The 22,872-nt window shown below is 73.8% G+C and carries 18 protein-coding genes; 5 read left to right on the forward strand and 13 right to left on the reverse strand.

Going from position 1 to position 22,872, the window contains the following annotated elements:
• Positions 1-10: 10 nt before the first annotated feature.
• The 7 genes from ACZ6NC_RS08810 to ACZ6NC_RS08840 all read right to left on the reverse strand — a co-directional run bounded on the left by ACZ6NC_RS08810 (position 11) and on the right by ACZ6NC_RS08840 (position 8,595).
• Positions 11-2,800, reverse strand: coding sequence for a tetratricopeptide repeat protein (locus ACZ6NC_RS08810; RefSeq protein ID WP_465730427.1), 2,790 nt, complete (start codon positions 2,798-2,800; stop codon positions 11-13).
• A 220-nt stretch (positions 2,801-3,020) separates the two neighbouring features.
• Positions 3,021-3,254, reverse strand: a complete 234-nt coding sequence (locus ACZ6NC_RS08815; protein WP_465730429.1) for a hypothetical protein — start codon at positions 3,252-3,254, stop codon at positions 3,021-3,023.
• 197 nt (positions 3,255-3,451) lie between these two features.
• Entirely contained in the window at positions 3,452-3,685 is a 234-nt protein-coding gene (locus ACZ6NC_RS08820; RefSeq protein WP_465730431.1) for a hypothetical protein, read from the reverse strand.
• 279 nt (positions 3,686-3,964) lie between these two features.
• Positions 3,965-5,239: a sugar ABC transporter permease gene (locus tag ACZ6NC_RS08825; RefSeq protein ID WP_465730433.1), complete on the reverse strand. Its 1,275-nt coding sequence runs from the start codon at positions 5,237-5,239 to the stop codon at positions 3,965-3,967.
• Complete coding sequence (locus ACZ6NC_RS08830) at positions 5,236-6,024, reverse strand: ATP-binding cassette domain-containing protein (RefSeq protein WP_465730435.1); 789 nt, start codon at positions 6,022-6,024, stop codon at positions 5,236-5,238. Before ACZ6NC_RS08830 ends, ACZ6NC_RS08825 begins: the two co-directional genes overlap by 4 nt.
• A 107-nt stretch (positions 6,025-6,131) precedes the next feature.
• Positions 6,132-7,226, reverse strand: coding sequence for a sugar ABC transporter substrate-binding protein (locus ACZ6NC_RS08835; protein ID WP_465730437.1), 1,095 nt, complete (start codon positions 7,224-7,226; stop codon positions 6,132-6,134).
• A gap of 373 nt (positions 7,227-7,599) precedes the next feature.
• On the reverse strand, positions 7,600-8,595 hold the full coding sequence (locus ACZ6NC_RS08840; RefSeq protein WP_465730439.1) for an AraC family transcriptional regulator: 996 nt from the start codon (positions 8,593-8,595) through the stop codon (positions 7,600-7,602).
• Between the two features lie 162 nt (positions 8,596-8,757).
• Here ACZ6NC_RS08840 and ACZ6NC_RS08845 point away from each other — a divergent pair, with 162 nt between their 5' ends.
• Complete coding sequence (locus ACZ6NC_RS08845; protein ID WP_465730441.1) at positions 8,758-9,633, forward strand: MBL fold metallo-hydrolase; 876 nt, start codon at positions 8,758-8,760, stop codon at positions 9,631-9,633.
• A gap of 82 nt (positions 9,634-9,715) precedes the next feature.
• Here the strand turns inward: ACZ6NC_RS08845 and ACZ6NC_RS08850 are convergent, their stop codons facing one another.
• Positions 9,716-10,498 (reverse strand): NAD(P)-dependent oxidoreductase, encoded by a 783-nt coding sequence (locus ACZ6NC_RS08850; RefSeq protein ID WP_465730443.1) that lies wholly within the window; start codon positions 10,496-10,498, stop codon positions 9,716-9,718.
• Between the two features lie 71 nt (positions 10,499-10,569).
• Between ACZ6NC_RS08850 and ACZ6NC_RS08855 the strand changes: the two genes are divergently transcribed.
• A complete protein-coding gene (locus tag ACZ6NC_RS08855; protein WP_465730445.1) occupies positions 10,570-11,484 on the forward strand; it encodes a LysR family transcriptional regulator in 915 nt (304 codons plus the stop codon).
• Positions 11,485-11,542: 58 nt separating this feature from the next.
• Here the strand turns inward: ACZ6NC_RS08855 and ACZ6NC_RS08860 are convergent, their stop codons facing one another.
• The 4 genes from ACZ6NC_RS08860 to ACZ6NC_RS08875 all read right to left on the reverse strand — a co-directional run bounded on the left by ACZ6NC_RS08860 (position 11,543) and on the right by ACZ6NC_RS08875 (position 18,739).
• Complete coding sequence (locus tag ACZ6NC_RS08860; protein ID WP_465730447.1) at positions 11,543-11,896, reverse strand: hypothetical protein; 354 nt, start codon at positions 11,894-11,896, stop codon at positions 11,543-11,545.
• Positions 11,897-11,989: 93 nt separating this feature from the next.
• Entirely contained in the window at positions 11,990-14,362 is a 2,373-nt protein-coding gene (locus ACZ6NC_RS08865) for a SpoIIE family protein phosphatase (RefSeq protein ID WP_465730449.1), read from the reverse strand.
• Positions 14,359-18,219: a HAMP domain-containing protein gene (locus tag ACZ6NC_RS08870; protein ID WP_465730451.1), complete on the reverse strand. Its 3,861-nt coding sequence runs from the start codon at positions 18,217-18,219 to the stop codon at positions 14,359-14,361. Before ACZ6NC_RS08870 ends, ACZ6NC_RS08865 begins: the two co-directional genes overlap by 4 nt.
• Before the next feature lie 151 nt (positions 18,220-18,370).
• Entirely contained in the window at positions 18,371-18,739 is a 369-nt protein-coding gene (locus tag ACZ6NC_RS08875; protein WP_465730453.1) for an STAS domain-containing protein, read from the reverse strand.
• 232 nt (positions 18,740-18,971) lie between these two features.
• Between ACZ6NC_RS08875 and ACZ6NC_RS08880 the strand changes: the two genes are divergently transcribed.
• Together ACZ6NC_RS08880 and ACZ6NC_RS08885 are read left to right on the forward strand one after the other, a co-directional pair.
• Positions 18,972-19,295, forward strand: a complete 324-nt coding sequence (locus ACZ6NC_RS08880; RefSeq protein ID WP_465730455.1) for a plasmid stabilization protein — start codon at positions 18,972-18,974, stop codon at positions 19,293-19,295.
• A gap of 499 nt (positions 19,296-19,794) precedes the next feature.
• Positions 19,795-20,340 (forward strand): DUF6328 family protein, encoded by a 546-nt coding sequence (locus tag ACZ6NC_RS08885; protein ID WP_465730457.1) that lies wholly within the window; start codon positions 19,795-19,797, stop codon positions 20,338-20,340.
• Positions 20,341-20,404: 64 nt separating this feature from the next.
• Here ACZ6NC_RS08885 and ACZ6NC_RS08890 read toward each other — a convergent pair whose 3' ends face one another.
• Positions 20,405-20,809 carry a hypothetical protein gene (locus tag ACZ6NC_RS08890; RefSeq protein WP_465730459.1) on the reverse strand — a complete coding sequence of 135 codons (405 nt, stop codon included), beginning with the start codon at positions 20,807-20,809 and terminating at the stop codon, positions 20,405-20,407.
• A 374-nt stretch (positions 20,810-21,183) separates the two neighbouring features.
• Here ACZ6NC_RS08890 and qcrB point away from each other — a divergent pair, with 374 nt between their 5' ends.
• Complete coding sequence (qcrB, locus tag ACZ6NC_RS08895; RefSeq protein ID WP_465730461.1) at positions 21,184-22,836, forward strand: cytochrome bc1 complex cytochrome b subunit; 1,653 nt, start codon at positions 21,184-21,186, stop codon at positions 22,834-22,836.
• The last annotated feature ends 36 nt before the right edge of the window (positions 22,837-22,872 follow it).

Here is a 22,872-nt window from a genome sequence, read left to right on the forward strand (position 1 = left end):
AGAGCCGTGGTCACCCCGCCGGGCCGGGCGCGTCCGTCATCGCCGCGAGGGCGGCGGCGGCCGCCCGGGTCCTGGGGTGGTCGTCGCCGAAGATCCGGCGGGCGAGCGCCAGGACCGTGCGACCCGCCGGCACCGCCCGTTCCACGTCCCCCAGCCGGTGGTAGGCGGCGGCGAGCACCTCGCAGTGCAGGAGGTACCGGGGGTCGTCCTCGCCGAAGGTCCACCGTGCGACGAGGAAGAGTCCGTCCAGCGCCTCGTGGACGGAGGCGTGCGCGGCGGCCATGCCCACCGCGCGCGCCAGCGTCATGTCGGCGTCGAAGCCCTGGATGGCCGGGTGCTCCTCGCCGAGGACCCGGTAGCCCGCGGCCAGCGCCTCCGTGAGCAGCGGTTCCGCCGTCTCGACGTCACCGGCCTGGAGATACGCGCAGCCCAGGCTGCTGTGGAGGCCGAGCGTCTCCGGGTGGTCCTCGCCGAGGACGCGCCGGGCGTCGGCCAGCACCCGGGTGTACAGGGGGACGGCCCGTCCGAGGTCACCGATCTCGGCGCGGGCGTCGGCGAGCAGACGGACCACCGGTACCGCGCTGGGGTGGTCCGGGCCGAGGAGGCGCCGGGCGTCCGCAGCGGTCTGCTCGGCCAGCGGGAGGGCCCGCAGGGTGTCGTGCGACGCGAGGTGGGCGGCCGCGAGGTTGTGACGGGACGACAGGGTGTCCGGGTGGTCCTCGCCCAGGACCCGGCGGCGGTCGTCGAGGTTCTGTTCCAGCAGGGCGAGCGACCGCCCGAGGTCGCCCGCCTCACCCACCGCGCAGGCGAGGTTGTTGCGCGTGGCCAGCGTGGTCGGGTGGTCCTCGCCCAGTACGCGGAGGCAGGTGTCCAGGGTCTGTTCGAGCAGGGCGGACGCCCGCCGGACGTCGCCGACCAGTCCGCAGGCGACGGCCAGGTTGTTCCGGTTGTGCAGGGTGTTGGGATGGTCCGGGCCGAGGGCCACCAGCAGGCCGGCGAGGTTCTGCTCCATGAGCGCGATCGCCCGCGGCACGTCACCGGAGTCGGAGTAGGCGGCGGCGAGAGCCTCGCTGCAGACCATCGTGTTGGGGTGGTCCCGGCCGAGGACCCGCTGGTAGTCGGCGAGGTTGCGCTCCAGCAGCGCGACGGCCCGCCCGACCTCGCCCGTGTTCTTCAGCCAGGTGAGCGCGAGGTTGGTCCGTGCCCGCAGGGTCGCCACGTGGTCCTCGCCGAGGACGCGGCGCATGGCCTCGATGGTCTGCTCGAACAGGGGCACGGCCCGGCCCGCGTCGCCGGCCGCGCGCAGCACGTCGGCGAGGTTGTGGGCGCAGATGAGGGTGCTGGGGTCGTCCGGTCCGGCCAGCCGCCGGAAGCCGTCACTGGCCCGGCGCAGGTGGGCGATGCCCGTCCCGAGGTCGCCGCGGAGGCGGGCGAAGATCCCGGCCTGGTTGAGGAGGGCGGCGGTCTGCAGGCTGTCGGTGTCCGCCGCGGTGCGTTCGGCCAGGGCGTCGACGTGGCCGATCAGGCGCTGCCAGCCCGCCCAGGTACGCACCTCCGTCGGCGTGCCGGGCATCGCCCCGACCAGCAGGGCGGTGGCCTGGGTACGGGCCCTCGCGACCGCCTCCGGGGCGCGGTGCGGATCCTCGGGGTCGGGCGTGCGGGCGACCGCCTGGACCAGCCGGTGGACCGTCAGAGCGGGTTCGGACTCGCCGCCGGCGAGGTCGCCGGGCTTGCGCGTGATCAGGCTGTAGGCCGCCAGGCGCCCGAGCGCGTGCGTCAGCTCCCGCTCGTCCGCCAGCCCGTCGAGCAGTCCGCGGCCGATCGCGTCCGGCGCGAACCAGGCCATTACCCGCAGGACCTCCGCGGCCAGCGGGGTGTCGGCGAGACGGTCCAGCGTGATGCGCCAGACCCGGGCGATCGTGCGCCCCGGGTCGGTGCCCTCGTCGCCCCGGGCGTAGGCCGCGGCCGGACGCTCGGCGATCAGGCGGACGTACGCGCGAGCGTCCGAGCCGGTCTGGGCCAGGTAGGCGCCCGCCTGGACGACGGCCAGCGGCAGGAAGCCCAGGGCGGCGCACACCTCCCGTCCGCCGTCCGGGCCGCCCGGGCCCGCCTTCGCGCTCGCGCCGAGCAGCCGGAGCGCGTCCTCGGGGGCCAGTGACCCGAGGGGCTGCTCGCCGGCCCCGATCCGGTGCCAGCCGACCGTGCTGCGGCTGGTGACCAGGATCCCGCCGTCGCCGCGGACCGCCGCCAGCAGCGGGGCGACGTCCTCGGCGTCCGCCACGTTGTCGAGCACCACCAGCCAGCCGCGGTGCCCGGACAGCCAGGCGAGGGCACGCTCGACCAGGGCCTCGGACGGCAGGACGGCCAGGGAGGGTTCGAGCGCGAGGGCGAACCGGCACAACCCGGCCGAGACCCCCGCGGGGTCGTCCGCCGTGATCCACACGATCTGGCTGTACCGGTGCGCGGACGTGAGCGCGTGGTGCGCCGCCAGCGCGCTCTTGCCCACCCCGCCGAGCCCGTGCACCACGTGCACCGCGACCCCGGGCCCGGCGGCCAGGGCCCGCTCGATCCCGGCCAGCTCCTCGGCGCGCCCGACGAACAGCGGCACCGGCCCGGGCATCCCCACCGGCCCCGCCGTCGGCGGGACTTCGGCCACCGCGCGCAGCGGCGGGAACCGCACGACGGTGATCGGCGAGTGGTCCCCCGTCGTGATCTGCCCGTAGTTCGGCCCGCCGACCGCCACCGACCTCGCGCCGGCGGCGACCACGCGGGAGCCGGGCCCCAACCCCGCCTCGCTCATCGCGGATCCGCTCCGGACAGCCCATCCCCCTCGGGCACGACGACTCCCTCCACCCCGGTGGCCCACGGCCGTTCGCTCAGCAGCGTAACCGCGTACGCAGCGTCGGGGGCCTGCCGCGCGGTCCCGGACTCGCGCGACACCACCCGGGCCGGCCGCCGTGCATCGCGCCGGCCGGCTGCGGGTCGCGCCGGCTGCGGGTGGCGCCGGGTGCCGCCCGGGGTCAGCCGCCGAGTTCCGTCCGGTGCACGAGGGCGACGGCCCGGCCGTCCGGCAGGACCAGCGCAGCCTCGTGGCCGGGGCCGACCGCCTCCCGAGCGGACGAGAGGGGCTGGCCGACGCCGACGGTCGGCAGGGGCGAGGCCAGCAGGCCGCCGGCCAGGCCCAGCGGGGTGTCCGGCTTGGCGCGGCCGTCGGCGAGCGCGCTCTCGACGGCCGCCGCGGAGACGGAGCCCACCACCTCCGTGGCGCTGACCCCGTACGGGCGTGCCGGGCGGGGCAGGGCGGTCGCCGCCGCCCTGCGGGTGGCGCGCGGCCTCGCCCGCGGTGCACCGTGCGGCGCCCGCCGACTGGGTGGAGCCTGGCGGGGCCGAGGAGTTCCCACCCGGTGGACCGGTCCGACGCAGGGCGGGACCGCCAGGCCGGGTGGGTCGCTCACGCCTCCTGGGCGTCGAGCCAGCTCAGCAGGACGGTCCGCTCGGCCGGTGTGCCCGGCGCGGTGGCGGGGTCCTTGGCCCACTGGCGGATCCGCTCGACGGTCTCGCGGTCGAGGTCCAGGTAGAGGCGCCAGTGCGCCCGCGGATGGCAGTTCGGGTCACGCGGCTCGTGGCAGTGCTCACAGTGGGTGAAGAAGGCGTCCACCAGGCGGTACACGATCTCGTCGGACATGGACGGGGTACTTCCTCACTCTCCGGCTGCGGCACCGCCGGCCTGCCCGGGCCGGCAGCGGTGTGCTCCTTCCAGCGTGCCCAGCCGGGCCCCCAAGACAAGCGGTGCGAAAGGCCCGTGCGGCCGGGACCAACGTCCCGACGGTGAGGTCGCACAACCGCCGGCCGTGCGGACCGACAGAACCGCTGCTCCCCCGCAAGGGAATCCGAAGGGAATCCGAAAAGGGAAGAGGCCCGGTACCCGTGGGGGTGGGTACCGGGCCGTTCGAGGGAGTGCGGGTCAGCCGCGGCCGGAGGACTTCTGGGTGCGGCGCGAGACCGAGTCGAGCACCACGGCGGCGAGCAGGACGGCACCGGTGATCATGTACTGGATCGCCTGTGCGGCGTGGACCATGTCCAGGCCGGTGGTGATCGACTGGATGACCAGGATGCCGAGCAGCGCCGACCAGGTCTTGCCGCGACCGCCGAAGAGGCTGGTGCCGCCGATGACGGCCGCCGCGATCGCGCTCATCAGGACGTTCCCGCTGCCGAGCGTCTTGTCGGCGGAGCCCTGCTGGGAGGCGATGAACAGGCCGCCGAGGCCGGCCAGCCCGGCGGAGATCATGAACACCGAGATGCGGACCCGGGCCACGTTGATGCCCGCCCGGCGGGCGGCCTCGATGCCACCGCCGACGGCGAAGATCTGCCGGCCGTAGGAGGTGCGGCGCAGCACGAAGTCGGTCAGCACGACCACGCCCAGCAGGATGACCAGCGGCAGCGGCAGGCCGCGGTCCTGGTTGAGCATGTAGGCGCCGGCCAGGGCGAGCACGGCGAGGGCGCCGGTGCGCAGTCCGATCTCGCTGGTGCTGCGCCCGGGCAGGCCGGCGGCGGTGCGGCGGCGGGCGTCCAGCAGTTGCCCGGCGAGGAAGATGCCGATGGCGAGGATCGCGAGCAGCCAGGCGTAGACGATGTCGCCGTCGCCGATGAAGTAGGTGTCGAGGTTGGCGACGACGCCGTCGTTGATGTTGTTGACGGTGCCGAGCTTGCCCAGCACGTAGTCCTGCAGGCCGCTCCAGGCGAGCATGCCGGCCAGGGTGACGACGAAGGCGGGCACGCCGATCTTGGCGAAGAAGAAGCCGTGCAGGGCGCCCATGGCCACCGCGGTGGCGAGGGCCAGCAGGATCGCCAGGCCCTCGTTGAGGCCTTCCCGTACCGCCAGGACGGAGGTGACGGCGGCGCAGACGCCGGCGATGGAGCCGAGCGAGAGGTCGATCTCGCCGAGCAGCAGGACGAACACCACGCCGACCGCGATCAGGCCGGGCCCGGCGATCCACTTGGTGATGTTGGTCAGGTTGTCGGCCTGCAGGAAGTGGCCGGTGACGCTCTGGAAGATGACGGCGATCAGGACCAGGCCGATGACGACCGGCAGCGAGCCGAGATCACCGCTCTTGATCTTGCGGCGGAACTCCTCCAGGTAGCCGGCGACGCCGCCCTGGCGGACCAGCAGCCGGGGGTCGGTCGCCGGTGTGGCGGGGGTTCCCGCGGCCGGGGTGGGGGTGGTCTGGCTGGTGCTCACTTCGCTTCCTCCGCGATGCGTGCCTGGCGCCGGGTGACGGCGTTGTCGGTGGCGCCGGTGATGGCGGAGATGATCTCCTCGTGCGAGGTCCCGGCCACCGGGAAGACCCCGTTGTTGCGGCCCAGGCGCAGGACGGCGACGGTGTCGGCGACCGCCTTGACGTCCGCCATGTTGTGGCTGATCAGGATGACGCCGAGGCCGCGTTCGCGCAGCCGCTCGACCAGGTCGAGGACCTGCGCGGTCTGCTCGACGCCGAGGGCGGCGGTCGGCTCGTCCAGGATGACGATCTTGGGGTCGCCGACCAGGGCCCGGGCGATGGCGACGACCTGGCGCTGGCCGCCGGAGAGCGCGGCGATCGGGATCCGCACACTGGGGATCCGGATCGAGAGGGTGTCCAGCAGCTCCTTGGCGCGCCGTTCCATGGCGACCTCGTCCAGCGTGCCGTAGCGGCGCAGTTCACGGCCGAGGAAGAGGTTGGCGACGACGTCGAGGTTGTCGCAGAGCGCGAGGTCCTGGTAGACGGTGGCGACGCCGAGCGCCTGGGCGTCCTGGGGGCGGCCGATGCGCACGGCGCGGCCCTCCCAGCTGATCTCGCCCTCGTCGATCGGGTGGACGCCGGCGATCGTCTTGACCAGCGTGGACTTGCCGGCGCCGTTGTCGCCGACCAGCGCGACGACTTCGCCGGCGTGGACGTCGAGGTCGACGTCGGTGAGTGCCTGGACGGCGCCGAAGCGCTTGGAGACCTCGCGCAGCGCCAGTACGGGTGCGCCTGTCACGTGAACCATCTCCTGCGGGGTAGTGCGTGGGGTGGGGTGGGGTTCGCGCAGGTCGGAGGGCCGGCGCTCCCCGGGTGGGACGGGGAGCGCCGTGGCCACTGCGCCTGGCGGGCGCGTTACTTGATGCCGGCGGCGGTGCAGGCGGCGGCGAAGTCGGCGGTGCAGATGTCCGCGGCCTTGTAGAGGCCGTCGGCGATGACGGTGTCGTTGATGTTCGCCTTGGTGACGACCTTGGGCTCCAGCAGCTTGGCCGGGATGCCCTTGTCGGTGTCGCTGTCCACGCTGGCGGACGCGACGGCCTTGACGTCCTTGCCCTGCAGCAGGTTGACGGCGAGTTCGGCGGCGCTGTCGGCGAGCGGCTTGTACGCCTTGTAGATGGTGTATGCCTGGTCGCCCGCGACGATCCGCTGGACCGCGTCGAGGCCAGCGTCCTGGCCGCCGACCGGCACGCTGATGCCGGCGGACTTCAGCTGGGTGACGATGGCGCCGGCCATGCCGTCGTTGGCGGAGTAGACGGCCTGGAAGCCGTCCTTGCCGAACTGGGTGATGGCGGCGCCGATCTTCTGGCCGGCCACGGTGGGCTTCCACTCACCGGACTGCTCGTAGACGACCTTCTTGACCTTGCCGTCGAGGGCCTTGTGCGCACCCTCCTTGAACTTGGCGGCGTTCGGGTCGGCCTCGTCACCGTTGATCATGACGATGTTGGAGTCGGCGGCCTTGGCGCCGAGCGCGTCCAGCAGGGCCTGGCCCTGGAGTTCGCCGACCTTCTCGTTGTCGAACGAGACGTAGGCCGAGACCGGGCCGGTGGCCAGGCGGTCGTAGGCGACGACCTTGACGCCCTTGTCGGCGGCCTCCTTCACCCAGGACTGGGTGGACTTGGCGTCGAAGGCGTCCAGGATGATCACCTTCACACCCTGGGTGATCAGGGTGTCGAACTGCTGCTTCTGCTTGGCCGCGCTGCCCTCGGCGTTGCTGTACTCGACCTTGCAGTCCGGGCAGAGGGACTTGACCTTGGCCTCGATGAAGGGCCGGTCGAAGGACTCGTAGCGCGTGGAGGAGGCGTTCTCCGGAAGCAGCAGGCCGATGGACTTGGTGTCACCGGAGCTCGCACTGTCCTTCTTGTCGCCGCCGGCCTTGCCGCAGGCGGCCATGGACAGGGCCATCGAGACCGCAGCGGTGCCGATGACGAGGCGGCGCGTCATTGCGTTCATGTGGGGGGGTGCCTCCCTGACGGTGCCGCAACGCTGCGGCGGGGTGGGAGGAGTTAATCCGCCACCGCGGCATGACGTCAATAAGTAAATCCAAGGCGGGGCCAGTCGAGGGCTTTTCGTTATCTTCATGAACACCTACCCGCGATTGAAACTTGGAGGAACCTCCGAGTACCAATCTGGCAGGGCATGACAGAACGGACGAATCGGCACCCCCGACCGCCGTGACCTGGTACGGACCTGAGAGGGTCGGAGCAGGCCCGGAGTATCACGACTCCTTTGCACGCTCTCCACATTCTCTTGACAAGGACAGGCCAAGACGGATCTTGCGTTCAAGAGTTTGAGCAGAGAGTGGGAAACATCTGCCCCATCCGCCTCAGTCGGCGGCGGACTCACCCGCGACGCGGGCGCGGTAGCGGCCCGGTGTGGTGCCGAAGAGGCGACTGAACGCGTGCGAGAGGGCGTACGGCGTGCTGTAGCCGACCCGGCGGGCGATCGCGTCCAGCGGATCGTCGGTCTGCCGGAGCAGGGTGGCGGCACGGGTCATCCGCCACCAGGCGAGGTAGGCCATCGGCGGTCGGCCGACCAGCGCGGTGAAGCGCCGGGCGAGCGTGGCGCGCGAGACACCGGCCTCGGCGGCGAGGTCGTCGGTGCTCCAGGCCCGGGCCGGGTCCTCGTGCACGGCCCGCAGCGCGGCGGCCACCACCGGGTCGCCCAGCGCCGCGGGCCAGCGCCCGCCGGCCACGGGCCCGGCCCCCTGCGACGCCGACGGGTCGGCTCCGGGCTCCCGCGTCAGCCAGGCCCGCACCATGTACACCAGCAGCAGGTCGATCAGGCTGGGCACGGCCAGCGCCGCGCCGGCCCGGTCGGCGGCCAGCTCGCCGCCCAACAGGTCCACGGCAGAGCGCAGTTGGGGGTGGCTGCCGACCCGGTTCGGCAGGTGGACGACGTCCGGCAGCTCCCGCATCAGCGGGTGCGTGCGACTGTGGTCCAGCCGGTACTTGCCACAGAGCAACTCCGCGACGGGAGCACCCTGTTCGGCGGTACCGGCAGGCGGGACGGCGGGCGGGACCGGGCGGCCCGGGCCGAGCAGACGGTCGATGGACACCGCCCGCGCGGCCTCCGCCGGCTCCAACGGCGCACTCGCGATCACATGGCCCGTCCCGTGCGGCAGCAGCACCGCGTCCCCCGAGCCGAGGCTCACCGGCGCGCCGCCGTCCGGCAGCAGCCAGCAGCCGCCCTCCAGCACGACGTGAAACCCGGCCCCGTCGTAGCCGGGGATCCTCGTGCACCACCGGCCCGCCACCCGCAGCCGGTTGGAGGACGGCTCTCCGATCCGCACGGCGGCAATCGCGTCACTGACCACGTCCATGGGGCCCATGGTAGTCCGGGCGGCACAGTCATGAGCCGCAGCGATGAGCCGACCCCGTATTCAAGTGAGTATTTCAAGCATTGAGCGGCTCACCCACTGCTCCCTAGGCTCGGATCAGCGGAGGCGAGAACGCCGCCGCAGGACCTCGCGGGGAGAGACACCATGGAGCGGATCGTGCTCGGCGACGCCGAGATCATCAGGGTGGTCGAGTGGCAGGGGCCGTTCGCACCGGCGCCTGCCATCGTGCCCGAAGTGGCCGTGGCCACCTGGAAGGAGAACGAGCACTGGCTGGCACCCGACCACTGGGAGCCGTCCACCGACAGCTACGTCGGAACGCTGCAGACCTGGGTCATCCGCCACGGGGGCCGGACCGTCCTGGTGGACACGGGCGTGGGCAACGGACGCGAGCGCCCGAACTCGCCGCAGTTCCACCAGCGGCAGGGCGACTTCCCCGGCCGGCTCACGGCCGCGGGCGTACGGCCGGAGGAGGTCGACGTGGTGGTCAACACCCACCTGCACGCCGACCACGTCGGCTGGAACACCGTCGACCAGGACGGCACGTGGGTGCCCGCCTTCCCCAACGCCGTCTACCTCATGCCGGCCGCCGACCACGCCGGCCTCGCCGCCGTCACCGATCCGCAGGACGACCGGCACCTGATGTTCGCCGACAGCATCCTGCCGGTCCAGCAGGCCGGCCAGGCGGTGCTGTGGGAGGGCACCCACCGGATCGACGACGCGCTCACCCTGGAGGCAGCCCCCGGCCACACCCCCGGCTCGTCGGTGCTGCGGCTCGCTTCGCGCGGCGAACGGGCGGTGTTCGTCGGCGACTTGCTGCACAGCCCGGTGCAGTTCCTGCACCCCTCCTGCAACAGCTGCTTCTGCGAGGACCAGGAGCAGGCCGCCGCCAGTCGGCTGCGTGTCCTCGGACGGGCCGCGGACAACCGGGAGTTGGTGATCCCGGCACACCTCGGCGGCTCGGGGGGCGCCGAAGTGCGGCGCGCAGGTTCGGGGTTCACCGTCTCCCGCTGGGCGGCCTGACAGACACCGGTCGGCCCGCACCCCCGTGCCGGGCCGACCGGAGACGGGGCCGGCCCGGCACGGGGGTCCGGGCCGGCCCCGGCTACCGCCGGATCGCGTCGACCACCCGGGAGAGGTCCTGCTCGGCGACGTCCGGGTGGGCGAGCAGGACGTCCCGGACGGCGGTGAGGACGGGGCCGCCGCCGGCCAGGGCGAGGTCCTTGGCCGCCAGCCGGACCGGAAAGTCGGAGTCCACGCTGCGGGCACGCGCCACCGCGCCGCCCAGCGGCCCCCGGGAGAGCGCGCCGAGGGCGAGCTCCTCCGGCAGGCCCAGCGAGTCGGCCAGCGCGAGCGCCTCGCCGACCACCGCGACCGCCCCGACCATGGCGCTGATCACGACGAGCTTGAGGGCGGCGCCCGCACCGGGGCCCCCGCAGCGCACCACCGTGCCGAAGGTGTCGAGCACCGGCTGCGCGCGGTCGAGGTCCTCGGTCCGGCCGCCCGCCAGCACGGTCAGCCCGCCGGAGGCCGCCGGGCCGACGCTGCCCAGCACGGGCGCGTCCACCAGGGCCACCCCGTCGGGCAGTCGGCCGCGCAGAGCGGCCGTGGCATCCGGGCCGATGGACGACATGTCGATCCAGAGCGTGCCGGGCGCCAGCTCCGCGGCGAACCGCCCGGCCACCGACTCGACCGCCGCGGGGTCGGCCAGCATGGTGATGACGAGCCCGGCGCCCTGGACGGCCCCGGCGGGCGTCGCCGCCGCGTCGAGCCCCTCGGCCTTGACGGGGCTGCGGTTCCACACCGTCAACGGGTGCCCTGCGGCAGCGAGTCGACGGGCCATCGGCAGGCCCATCCGGCCGAGTCCGAGAAATGCGATCTTTTCCATGGCCTCCACGCTAGGGAGGACGGAGACAGGCGACAAGCGAATGTCTCGCATGGTAGTCATGCGGAATGGACATGGCCTGGCTCGAAGTCTTCCGCACCGCCGCCCGCCTGGGCTCGTTCACCGCCGCCGGCGAGCGGCTCGGGTTCACCCAGTCGGCGATATCCCGTCAGATCTCCACACTGGAAGCCGAGTTCGGCGTCGTCCTGTTCGACCGACTGGCGCGCGGCGTCCGGCTCACCGAGCACGGACGCACGCTGCTGCCGCACGCGGAGGCGCTGCTCGACCGCCTCGACGGCACCCGGCGCGAACTGGCCGCCCTGACCGGGCTGAACCTCGGCCGACTGCGGGTCGGCGCCTTCGACAGCGCCAACGCCGCCCTGGTGCCGGGAGCGCTGGCGGCCTTCCGGGCCGCCCACCCCCAGGTCTCGATCTCGCTCACCGAGGGGCTCTCGGCCGCCCTGCTCGACCGGCTGCGGGAGGGTGACACCGACCTCGCGGTGGTCGTCGGCCCTCCCGAACAGCCTTACGACGCCGAGGCGTTCGACCTCCGTCCGCTGGTCGAGGACCTGGTCCTGGTGGCGCTCCCCCGCGACCACCCGCTGGCCGGCCGCAGCCGCCTGCGGCTCGCCGAACTGGCCGAGGAACACTGGATCGCCGGCAGCCGCAACGTCGAGTCCACCCTGCTCGCCGCCGGCCTGCGCAGCGGCTTCCGGCCCCGCGTCGAGTACGTGGTGGCGGGCTGGACGGCCAAGTTGGGCCTGGTCGCCGCCGGGCTGGGGCCCACCCTCATCCCGTCGCTGGCCGCCCGCGCCGCACGGCCCGACGTCGCCCTGGTCGCCCTGCACCCCGAGGACACGCCCGTCCGCCTGGTGCAGACCGCCACCCGCCGCGGCCAGTTGGTGCCACCGGCCACCGCCGCATTCCTCGACGTCCTGCGGGCGGCGGCGGGAGCGGCGGGAGCGGCGGGAGCGGCGGCCCAGCCGTGACGCCGGGCCCGCGACCACGCCCACACTCACCGCCCACCGCCAGAGCAGGAGTCCGGCGCTACGCCCGCTGGACCCGCACCCCGCCGAGCAGGCCCCAGGCGTCCACCCGGACGGTCGGGCCGCCGGGCTCGGTCGGCCCGTCGTCGCTCACCCCGCCCAGGCGCACACCGCCCACCACCACGCGCACGTTCGGCCGGACGGTGAGGCGCACACCGCCTATCAGGCTCAGCTTGGTGATCCGCAGCTCGGCGCCGTCCGGGAGGTCCACGTCGGTCAGGTCGATGTCGGCGCCGCCGATCAGCGAGGCGGTCACCGTCCGCTCGTGGAAGCTCTCTCCGGCCAACCGGTGGCCTCCGATGATGCTCACGTGGAGGTCGGTCCGGTCGTTGCCCTGCTCGATGTTCTTCGTCATGCCCCATACCGTAGAGCCCCTGCCGCCACGCCCGGCAGTGTGTCAGGGCCCGCCTTACCGGTGACGGTTGTCATCCCCCCCGCCGCGGCGAGGTCACTCGGGCCGGACGGCGATCAGGCAGGTGTCGTCCTCGGTGTCGGCCGGGCTGAACTCCAGCAGCCGGTCGAGGTACTGCTCCAGGTCGTCGCCGGGGGCGCCGGCGGCGTGGATCAGCTCGTCCACCGAGTCCTCGACCGGGCGGTCGCGCCGCTCCACCAGACCATCGGTGTAGAGCAGCAGGACGTCGCCGGGCTCCAGCCGCCCGGTGCGTTCCTCGTACTCCGCCCCCTCCAGCGCCCCCAGCAGGACGCCGTGCGGCAGCGGCAGCACCTCCGCCCCGGCCGCGCCGAGCCGGATCGGCGGCAGGTGGCCGGCCCTGGCCCAGCGCAGTGCGCCGGTGACCGGGTCGAAGAGCACACAGACGGCGGTGGCGGTGACCTCGCCGGGTTCGCGCAGGGCGACGGTGTTGGCCCAGCCGAGCAGCCGGCCGGGGCCGGCGCCGGTGACGGCGAGGCCGCGCAGTGCGTGCCGGAGCGCGACCATGCCGGTGGCCGCGCCGACGCCGTGGCCGGCCACGTCGCCGACGGCGAGCAGCACCCTCCGGTCGGGCAGCAGCAGGACGTCGTACCAGTCGCCGCCGACCCGGTCGTGCTGGGCCGCCGGACGGTAGCGGACGGCGGCGCGCAGCCCGGTGGTGCCGAGCGGCGGCGGCTCGGGCGGCAGGATCGCCTGCTGGAGCCGGAGGGCGAGCTGTTCGCGCTCGGCGGCCTCCTGTTCGGTGTCGGCGAGCCGCTCCCGCGTGGCGCCGAGCGCGACCTCGGTCCAGTGCTGGGAGGAGACGTCGTGGTAGGCGCCGCGGACCGCGGTCAGCCGGCCCGCGTCGTCGAGAACGGGTTCGGCGACGATCCGGGTGTAGCGCTGGGAGCCGTCGGGCCGGACCATCCGGAAGACCGCGAAGGAGGTGCGGTGGCGCCGCTGGACGGTGTCCAGCAGTCGGCGGACGACGGGCGCGTCGTCCGGGTGGGCGTGGTCGGCGAGCCGGGAAAGCGGGACGGGCGGGGCCTCGGGCGCCAGCCCGTAGAGTTCGGCGAGGCCGTCGTTCCAGAGGATCCGGCCGGTCGCGGTCGACTCCTCGAACCCGCAGACCCGGGCGAGCCGTTGGGCCTGGCGCAGCAGTCCGGCCTGCTCGCCCTCGCCGTTCCGTTCGGCGGTGAGCTGCCAGCTGACCAGCAGCCGTCCGCCCAACGGGGCGACGGCGAGCCGGACGGTGGCGGGCAGCGGGGCTTCGCCGCGGCGGAAGACCAGGTGCAGGCGCTCGCCGGGCCGGGGCTCACCGGTGGTGTGGGCGTCGGCGAGCCGGTCGTAGAGGCCGGCGGCGCAGGCATCCGGGTAGGTCTCCAGCAGGGAGGCGCCCTCCAGTGCGGCCCGGGGCCGGCCGAGCGGGTCGCGGAACCGCGCGTTGGTCCGGGCGATCCGGAAGTCGGCCAACCGGCCGTCGCGGAGCAGCGGTTGCAGCAGCAACGCGGGGGTGAGCAGGCCGTCGAGCAGCGCGTCGGCCGGGTCGGACGCGGCCGGGCCGGGCGGGTCGGTGCCGTCGAGCAGGGTGGCACAGAGGTCGGCGAGGGCGTACAGCTGGCGGCGCAGGCTCTGGGTGAGGGCGGGGGCGGGCCCGGGCCAGAGCAGTTCGAGGGCGCCTCGGCACCGGCCGCCGTCGAGCAGCGGAAGGACGGCGCGGCCGGCCGCGGGCCCGCCGACCGAGCCGGCCGAGGGGCCCTGACCGGTGGGCCAGAGCTCGCGCCCGGTGTGCACGACGTGCTGGGCGGGGGTGTCCACACCGGGCGGCACGCGGCTCCAGGCCTGCGCCTCGGCGGCGGTCAGGCCGGCGTGCGCGGCCAGGGCGAGCGCTCCGCCGGGCAGGCGCTGCCAGAGCACGACGGCACGGGCGCCGAGCGGTCGGGCGGTCTGGTCGAGCACGGCCTCGGCCGCCCGTTGCAGGTCGGGGACGGCGGCCAGGGCGGGGGTGACGTGTACGGAGGCGGGCACCGCGGATTCGGCGGCCTCGTCGGACTCGCCGGGTGGTCGGCCGAACTCGCCGGGTGGTTCACCGGAGTCACCGAGCTCGCCGGAGTCACCGAGCTCGCCGGAGTGGCCCGGCCTCGCCGGCTCGGGCGATCCCGCGAGGTCGGCGGCGAGCACGGCGACGGGCTGCCCGGCCTCGCGGGCCAGCCGGGCGAGGCGGGTGGCGGCCTCGGCGGGCGTGCACCGCAGCCGTTCGGCGAGGATCCCGGTGGCGACGTCCACCGCGGCCCGGTCCCGTTCCCCGGCGCGCGCCCGGTCGGCGTCCTGCCGGAGCCGGCGGACGGTGGCGGCGAGCTCCTGCGCGACGGCCCCGGCACCACTCTCCCCGGCGCCGCGCCCGGCGGTCATGACACGTCCAGCCAGTGCCGCATCCGGTCGAGCAGGCGGTCGGTGTCGACGGGTTTGGTGATGTGGTCGTCAGCACCGGCGGCCAGGCTCTTCGCCCGGTCGCCGGGCATCGCCTTCGCGGTGACGGCGATCACCGGGATCCGGGCGTGCCGCCGGTCGGCCCGGATCTCGCCGATCGCGGCGTAGCCGTCGAGCCCGGGCATCATCACGTCCATCAGGACCACGTCGGTCTCGGGGTGGGCGCGGAGCTGGTCGAGCCCGGCCCGGCCGTCGGCGGCGTACAGGACGGTCACACCGCGCTGTTCCAGGGCGGCGGTGAGCGCGAACACGTTGCGTACGTCGTCGTCCACGATCAGGGCGGTACGCCCGGCGAGCGGTTCGCCGGCGGCCTGTGCGCGGTCCGGCGGCGCGGCGGGCCGCCCGCCCAGGCAGGCGATGATCCGTTCGCGCAGCTCGTCCAGGCCGGTGACGGTCTCGATCCCGCCGGGGCCCGGCCCGGCCGGCCCGTCGCCCCGGTAGCCGAGGACGGGCGCCTCGCCGACCCGCCCGTCCAGAGCGGTGACGGCCGCCCGGAGGAGGTCGGCGGGCAGCGCCAGGTCGAGGACGACGCACTGGTACGGGCCTTGGTCGAGCGCGGCCCACAGTCCGGCCTGGTCACCCGCGGTGCGGACCCGGGCCGGGGGTGTCCGGTCGCCGAGCGCGGCCGCCGCGTTCCCGGCGAGCACGGTGAGCAGCCCGGGCGGTCCGGCCTCGACCACCAGCACGCTCGGCTCGGCCGGGGCCGGCGGCGGGACGGCTGCGAGGTCCGGTTCCCGCTCCCCGGTACCGAGCGGCAGGTAGAGGCTGAAGCAGCTGCCCGCGCCGGGGCTGGACCGGACGGTGATGGTGCCGCCGAGCAGCCGGGCCAGCTCGCGGCTGATCGACAGCCCGAGGCCGGTGCCGCCGTAGCGGCGGCTGGTGGTGCCGTCGGCCTGCTGGAAGGCGCCGAAGACGGTGTCCAGGTGGGCGGGGTCGATGCCGATGCCGGTGTCCTCGACCTGGAACGCCACCGCCGCACCGGTCCGGCCGAGTTCGTCCGGGAGGCCGGCGCCGGAGACGCGCTCGATCCTCAGCTCGACCCGCCCGCTGTCGGTGAACTTGAGCGCATTGGACAGCAGGTTGCGCAGCACCTGGCGCAACCTGGCCTGGTCGGTGACCAGTTCGGCGGGCAGGGCCGGGTCGACGGTGACCCCGAAGGCCAGCTCCTTCTGGTCGGCCAGCGGCTTGAACGCGGACTCGACGTACTCCAACAGCTCGCGCACGGCGAAGGGTTCGGGGCTGAGCTCCATCTTCCCGGCCTCGACCTTGGAGAGGTCGAGGATGTCGTTGATGAGCTGGAGCAGGTCGGAGCCGGCCGAATGGATGACGCCCGCGTACTCGACCTGCTTGGGCGTCAGGTTGCCGGAGGGGTTCTGAGCGAGCAACTGGGCGAGGATCAGCAGGCTGTTGAGCGGGGTGCGCAGCTCGTGGCTCATGTTGGCCAGGAACTCGGACTTGTACATCGAGGTGAGGCTGAGCTGGCGGGCCCGCTCCTCCAGCTCCTGCCGGGCCTGTTCGATCTCCAGGTTCTTGGCCTCGATGTCGCGGTTGCGCTCGGCCAACAGGGCTGCCTTCTCCTCCAGTTCGGCGTTGGAGCGCCGCAGCTCCTGCTGGCCATCCTGCAACTCCTCGGACCGGGCCTGGAGTTCGGCGGTGAGCCGCTGGGACTCGCCGAGCAGTTCGTCGGTACGCGCGTTGGCCAGCAGGGTGCCGATGTTGACGCCGCAGGACTCGGCGAACTGGTCCAGGAAGTCCCGGTGGATCTGGCTGAACGGGTGGACGGAGGCGAACTCCAGCACGCCGATAAGCCATTCCTCCAGGGCGATCGGCAGGATCACCAGTGCGCGGGCGTCCGCCCGGCCGGCCCCGGAGGCGAGGGTGGCGTAGCCGGGCGGCAGGTCGTCGACGGTGACGGTGCGGCGGCTGCGGGCGGCCTGGCCGACCAGGGACTCGCCGAGCCGCAGCCGTTGCGGCCCCTCGCCGTCCGGACGGCCGTAGCAGCTGACCAGGACGAGCTCGGTGCCGGAGGGGGTCTCCTCGGCGAGGTAGAACGCACCGAACTGGGCACCGACCAGCGGCGTCAGCTCGTCGGTGATCATGTCGGCGACGGCCCGGATCTCCCGCCGGCCCTGGACGGCGCCGGAGAACCGGGCGAGGTTGGTCTTCAGCCAGTCCTGTTCCTGGTTGGCGCGGGTGGTCTCGCGCAGCGAGCCGACCATCGCATTGATGTTGTCCTTGAGGTCGGCGACCTCGCCGGAGGCGTCGACGGTGATCGACCGGGTGAGGTCCCCGGCGGCGACGGCGCTGGTCACCTCGGCGATCGCGCGGACCTGCCGGGTGAGGTTGCCGGCCAGCCCGTTGACGTTCTCGGTGAGCCGCTTCCAGGTGCCGGAGACGCCCTCGACCTCGGCCTGGCCGCCCAGCCGGCCCTCGCTGCCGACCTCCCGGGCCACCCGGGTCACCTCGGCGGCGAACGAGGAGAGCTGGTCGACCATGGTGTTGATGGTGGTCTTCAGCTCCAGGATCTCGCCGCGCGCGTCCACGTCGATCTTGAGCGTGAGATCGCCCTGGGCGACGGCGGTGGTCACCTGGGCGATGTTGCGGACCTGGTTGGTGAGGTTGTTCGCCATCGAGTTGACGTTCTCGGTGAGGTCCTTCCAGGTGCCGGCGACGTTCGGGACGAGCGCCTGGCCGCCGAGGATGCCCTCGGTGCCGACCTCGCGGGCGACCCGGGTCACCTCGTCGGCGAACGCCGACAGGGTGTCCACCATGGTGTTGATCGCGTCGGCGAGCGCGGCCACCTCGCCCTCGGCCTCGACGGTGATCCGGCGCGAGAGGTCGCCGCGTGCGACCGCCGTCGCCACCTCGGACATCGAGCGGACCTGCCCGGTGAGGTTGGAGGCCATCACATTGACGTTGTCGGTGAGGTCCTTCCAGGTGCCCGAGACGCCCCGGACGGTGGCCTGCCCGCCGAGGTTGCCGGCCGTGCCGACCTCGCGCGCGACCCGGGTGACCTCGTCCGCGAAGGCGGAGAGCTGGTCGACCATCGTGTTGATGGTCTCCTTCAGCTCCAGGATCTCGCCGCGCGCGTCCACCCGGATCTTCTGGGTGAGGTCGCCGCCGGCGACCGCGGTGGCGACCTGGGCGATCGCCCGGACCTGGCTGGTGAGGTTGCCGGCCATGAAGTTCACCGAGTCGGTGAGGTCCCGCCAGGTGCCGGCCACCCCGGGCACCTGCGCCTGCCCGCCGAGCCGCCCGTCGGTGCCCACCTCCCGGGCCACCCGGGTCCCCTCGTCCGCGAAGGCGGAGAGCTGGTCGACCATCGTGTTGACGGTGTTCTTGAGCTCCAGGATCTCGCCGCGCGCGTCCACCTCGATCTTCTGGGTGAGGTCGCCGCGGGCCACCGCCGTGGTGACCTGGGCGATGTTCCGCACCTGCCAGGTCAGGTTCCCCGCCATCGCGTTGACGGAGTCGGTGAGGTCCTGCCACGTGCCGGCCACCCCGGGCACCTGCGCCTGCCCGCCGAGCCGCCCGTCGGTACCCACCTCCCGGGCCACCCGGGTCACCTCGGAGGTCACCCGGGAGAGCTGCTCGGCCATGCCGTTGAAGACGGTGGCGATCTCGCCGAGCAAGCCGGGCTGGTCGGCCGCGAGCCGGGTGCCGAAGTCTCCGTCGCGCACCGCCGTCAGGCCGGCCAGCAGCCGGCGCAGGCCAGGCTCGGCCGGCTCCGCGGGCGGGCCTGCGGGCGTGGCCGACGAGTCCACCGGGAGGTCGTCCACTGGTCCCAGCCTCCGGGTCGGGCGCACGACGGGGCGCTCCGTCCGGGCTGCCCCGAGCTGTGGGGGCGGCGGCGCCGCCCCGTTCCACTCTGCCACCGCAGGGACGGCGGCGACACGTGGGCCGGGGGTCCGTACACCGCGGCCCGGGCCGCTACGGCGGTGTGTCGTCCCGGATCCGGAAGGCGTCGGTGGCGCCGGTGAGTTCGAGCATCCGCAGCACCAGCGGCCGGGGGCGGGCCAGTTCGATCCGGCTGCCGTCGGCCTCGGCGCGGGCCCGGGCGCGCAGCATCACGTTCAGGCCGGTCGAGTCGCAGAACTCCAGGCCGCCGCAGTCGATCACGACGACGGTGCCGGGGCTCTCCAGCGCGCGGTCGAGGGCGGCGCGCACGGGCTCGGCGGTGTCGAGATCGAGCTCGCCGCGGAGGGTGAGCACCGTTCCGCCGGCCCACGGGCGCGCCTCGACGGTGAGCCCGCCCGGTTCGGCCGCCGGGTCGGCGTTGTTCGGCGTGCGACGCTTCATGGGATCGGCTCCTCCCGCCCGCGTCTGCCGGGTCCTTCCACGATAGGCCCGTTCGGCGCGGTCCGGGGGCGCCTGCGGGGTCCGGCTCCTTCCGCACCCGCCCGGGGCGGTGCCCTCCGTTCCGGCATGGTTCAGTGCCCGCCGCCCGGGTAGACGCCGCACAGGAGGAGAGGGCCGGACCGGCCCGCGTGGCCGGGGAGCCCGAAGGCCCGGAACCGAGGAGGAGAGCGCCATGCCCCGAGGATCGAGCCCCAAGCGGGAGCGCCAGTACGAGCACATCAAGGAGAGCGCGCGCGAACGCGGCGAGAGCGAGAAGCGGGCCGAGGAGATCGCCGCCCGGACGGTGAACAAGGAACGGGCCCGCCACGGCGAGTCCCGGACCGCGAGCCGTTCCTCCACCCACGACATCTCCTCCGGCCGGCGGGGCGGCCTGCGCTCGCACCAGGGCGCCCAGGGCCCCACCTACGACCAGCTGTACAACGAGGCCAGGCAGCGCAACATCAAGGGGCGTTCGACGATGAACAAGCGGGAGCTGGAGCACGCGCTCGGGCGCTGAGCGATGCACGACGCTGAGCGATGCACGACGCAGCCCGCCGTGTGGACCATGTGGAAGGAGGCGGCCGCGATGACCGTACCGACGCCCCCTGATCCGGACACCGAACCGTTCCCCCACCCGTACCCCGGTCAGCCGAAGCCGGGCCGGGAGCCCGATCCCGCGCCCCCGCCGATCCCGCCGTCCCCGGACCCGCTGCCCGGTCCGGACCCGGCGCCGTTGCCGGAGCCCCCACCCGAGGCCGTCCGGCGGTCGGGCGCGGGCCGCAGCCGTGGGAGCGCCGGGCCGGCGTCGCCGAGCCCGACCCGCAGGCGCCTGCCGTCCCGGTGCGGGCGCCTGCCCGGGCCCGGCCGGGGTACACGCCCGGCCGGTGGAGTCCTCTCCCGGCTGCCCGAGCGGCTGCCAGAGCGGCCGGGCCGGGCCTGGCGTCCGAACCGGCACCGACGTCCGAACCGGCACTGGCGGACGGGCCGGGCCGACCGGGGCGCGGGAGGCGATTGCCGTGACCACCCCGGAGACCGGCGGCCCCGGCGCCTCCCCCGACCCGCCGCGGACGGGCCGGCACGAGTCGCCGGAGGAGCGGGCCGACCGCCGTTGGAGCGAGATGCTCCAGGAGGTGCGGGTGGCGCAGACCGGCTCGCAGATCCTCTTCGGCTTCCTGCTGAGCGTCGTCTTCATGCCCCGCTTCGCCGAACTCGGCGACTTCGACCGCAGGCTCTACGTGGTGACGGTGGTGCTGGGCGCCCTGGCCACGGGTGCGCTGACCGCGCCCGTCTCGTACCACCGGGTGCTGGCCGGCCGGCGGCTCAAGCCCCAGCTGGTGGACGGCGCGGCCCGGCTCGTCGGGGCCGGGCTGGTGCTGCTGGCCCTCACCGTCGGCTCGGCCCTGCTGCTCCTGCTGCGGGTCGCCACCGGTTCGGGGACGACCGCCGCGGGGATCACCGCGGGCGTCATGCTCTGGGTCGCCGCCTGCTGGCTGGTCGTGCCCGTCCACGCGCTGCGCCGCCACCACGGGCACGAGCGCGACCGGAGTCGCGACCGGCCCTGAGCCCACGACCGGCCCTGAGCACCACGGCCCTGAGCCCCCAACCGGCTCTGTGCCCGGCGCGCCGTCAGCCCCACCACTGCTCGGGGACGGCGTCCGCCTCGTCCGGCCGGCCGGCCACCGGTGGGGCCGGTTCGGGGCCGGCCGTGACCAGCAGCCCGTCGCTCCCGGCCGCGGCCACCTGGTAGCCGGATTCGCGCAGCACCACGGCGACGGCCCCGCTCACCGCCGCCCGGATGCCCTGCGCGGGCGGCGGTCCGGCCGCGTCCTCGTGCCCGCCTGCCGCTCCCGCCACGCCTGCCGCGTCGGCCGGTCCGGCCGGCTCCGCCCGCTCGGGGGCGTGGGTCCAGCCGACCACCACGCCCTGCGGCCGGTGGCCGATCCGCAGGCCCGACGGTCCCGGCCCGGTGTCGAACCCGGCGCGGGCCAGGGTCGCGGTCACGTCCTCGAAGAGTTCCCGGTGATCCACCATTGGCGCAGCGTAGGCCCGTGGGCGTGCCCTCCCGGCGCACGGCGCGCGCCGAAACGGTTCAGCGCCCCGCCAACAGCACCCGAGCGCACCACACCCGCTCCCACCGGCGGCCGATCGCCGCGCACACCCCCCGGACGGCCCGACACGAGCGGCCGTACGGGCCGATGGACGTGCACAGGCGGCCCCCTGCCGACAGCATGACAGAGTAAGCGCTCCATCACTTTGAGCAACGTGGCCAGTGGATCGGCGGATCCGCGCGCCGGCGAACCCGGCGGCCCCGTATCGAGAGGTCCCATGATCACATCAATCCGCCGGCCGGCAGCTCCGCAGGCGGGCTCCCCGGTCGGCACCCAGCGGACGCCGGGGAGCCGGTCGTGAGCACCCACCAGCAGTCGCGCCCGGGACCGGTCACCAGCACGCGTGCGGCGCCCGCGAACAAGGCCGAGGCCCTCGCCGACTGGACCGACGGCCGGCTCGGCATCTACGCCCTGTCCCGGGCCAACATCCGCAAGATCTTCCCGGACCACTGGTCCTTCATGCTCGGCGAGATCTGCCTGTACACCTTCATCATCATCATCCTGACCGGCGTCTGGCTGACCCTCTTCTTCGTCCCCTCCATGGGCGAGGTGGTCTACGAGGGCTCGTACATCCCTCTCAGGGGCGTGCCGATGTCCGAGGCGTACAGATCGACGATCGACATCAGCTTCGACGTCCGCGGCGGTCTGCTGATCCGGCAGATCCACCACTGGGCGGCGATCGTGTTCGTCGCCGCCATGCTGGTGCACATGATGCGCGTCTTCTTCACCGGCGCGTTCCGCAAGCCCCGCGAGATCAACTGGATCTTCGGGGCGCTGCTGCTCTTCCTCGGCATGTTCGACGGCTTCATGGGCTACTCGCTCCCCGACGACCTGCTCTCCGGCACCGGCATCCGGTTCATGGAGGGCGCGGTGCTGGCCGTCCCGCTGGTCGGCACGTACCTCCAGATGTTCCTGTTCGGCGGCGAGTTCCCGGGGACGGCGATCGTGCCCCGGCTGTTCACCGTGCACGTTCTGCTGATCCCGGGGATCATGCTGGGGTTGCTGGTGGCCCACCTGATCCTGGTCTTCTACCACAAGCACACCCAGTTCGCGGGCCCCGGCCGGACCGAGAAGAACGTCGTCGGCATGCCGCTGATGCCGGTCTACATGGCCAAGGCGGGCGGGTTCTTCTTCCTGGTGTTCGGCGTCGTCTCCGCGATGTCGGCGATCGCCACGGTCAACCCGATCTGGGCATACGGCCCGTACCGGCCGGACCAGGTCTCGACGGACGCCCAGCCGGACTGGTACATGGGCTTCTCCGAGGGCCTGATCCGGATCATGCCGGGTTGGGAGATCGACATCTGGGGCCACACGCTCAACCTCGGCGTATTCATCCCCTTGATGATCTTCCCGCTGGTGCTGGTGGGGCTCTGGGGCTACCCGTTCGTGGAGGCCTGGCTCACCGGCGACCGGCGCGAACACCACATGGCGGACCGCCCGCGCAACGCACCGGTCCGGACGGCCGTCGGCGCGGCCTGGGTCAGCCTCTACCTGGTACTCCTGGCCGGCGGTGGCAACGACCTGCTCGCCACCCACTTCGAACTGTCGATCAACGCCATCACCTACGCGGTCCGGATCGCCTTCTTCCTGGCACCGGTGGTGGTCTTCGTGATCACCAAGAGGTGGTGCCTGGGCCTTCAGCGGCGTGACAAGGAGAAGGTGCTGCACGGCCGGGAGACCGGTGTCATCCAGCGGCTCCAGCACGGCGAGTTCATCGAGGTGCACGCGCCGCTGCCGCAGGACCGGATGTACACGCTCACGGCACACGAGCAGCCGCAACCCGTCGTGCTGCCGCCAGCGGTGGACGAGAACGGGGTGGCACGAAAGGCCGGCCTGTTCTCGCGCCTGCGGGCCCAGCTCTCGCGCGGCTTCTTCGGCGAGGGCAGCCAGATCCCCAAGCCCACCGCCGAGGAGCACGAGGAGATCACCAGCGGCCACGGTCACCACTGATCCACCGGCACCCGTACGACAGGGCCCGCCACGCCG

It is taken from the genome of Kitasatospora sp. NPDC041988 (assembly GCF_055588525.1).

Excerpts from the sequence above, each read along its gene's own strand:
- ACZ6NC_RS08860 (WP_465730447.1), bottom strand. The coding sequence starts at position 11,896 with ATGACGAAGAACATCGAGCAGGGCAACGACCGGACCGACCTCCACGTG.
- ACZ6NC_RS08890 (WP_465730459.1), bottom strand. The coding sequence starts at position 20,809 with ATGGTGGATCACCGGGAACTCTTCGAGGACGTGACCGCGACCCTGGCC.
- ACZ6NC_RS08845 (WP_465730441.1), top strand. The coding sequence starts at position 8,758 with ATGGAGCGGATCGTGCTCGGCGACGCCGAGATCATCAGGGTGGTCGAG.
- ACZ6NC_RS08875 (WP_465730453.1), bottom strand. The coding sequence starts at position 18,739 with ATGAAGCGTCGCACGCCGAACAACGCCGACCCGGCGGCCGAACCGGGC.
- ACZ6NC_RS08820 (WP_465730431.1), bottom strand. The coding sequence starts at position 3,685 with ATGTCCGACGAGATCGTGTACCGCCTGGTGGACGCCTTCTTCACCCAC.
- ACZ6NC_RS08830 (WP_465730435.1), bottom strand. The coding sequence starts at position 6,024 with ATGGTTCACGTGACAGGCGCACCCGTACTGGCGCTGCGCGAGGTCTCC.
- ACZ6NC_RS08840 (WP_465730439.1), bottom strand. The coding sequence starts at position 8,595 with ATGGACGTGGTCAGTGACGCGATTGCCGCCGTGCGGATCGGAGAGCCG.
- ACZ6NC_RS08865 (WP_465730449.1), bottom strand. The coding sequence starts at position 14,362 with ATGACCGCCGGGCGCGGCGCCGGGGAGAGTGGTGCCGGGGCCGTCGCG.
- ACZ6NC_RS08880 (WP_465730455.1), top strand. The coding sequence starts at position 18,972 with ATGCCCCGAGGATCGAGCCCCAAGCGGGAGCGCCAGTACGAGCACATC.
- ACZ6NC_RS08810 (WP_465730427.1), bottom strand. The coding sequence starts at position 2,800 with ATGAGCGAGGCGGGGTTGGGGCCCGGCTCCCGCGTGGTCGCCGCCGGC.
- ACZ6NC_RS08850 (WP_465730443.1), bottom strand. The coding sequence starts at position 10,498 with ATGGAAAAGATCGCATTTCTCGGACTCGGCCGGATGGGCCTGCCGATG.
- ACZ6NC_RS08835 (WP_465730437.1), bottom strand. The coding sequence starts at position 7,226 with ATGAACGCAATGACGCGCCGCCTCGTCATCGGCACCGCTGCGGTCTCG.
- ACZ6NC_RS08855 (WP_465730445.1), top strand. The coding sequence starts at position 10,570 with ATGGCCTGGCTCGAAGTCTTCCGCACCGCCGCCCGCCTGGGCTCGTTC.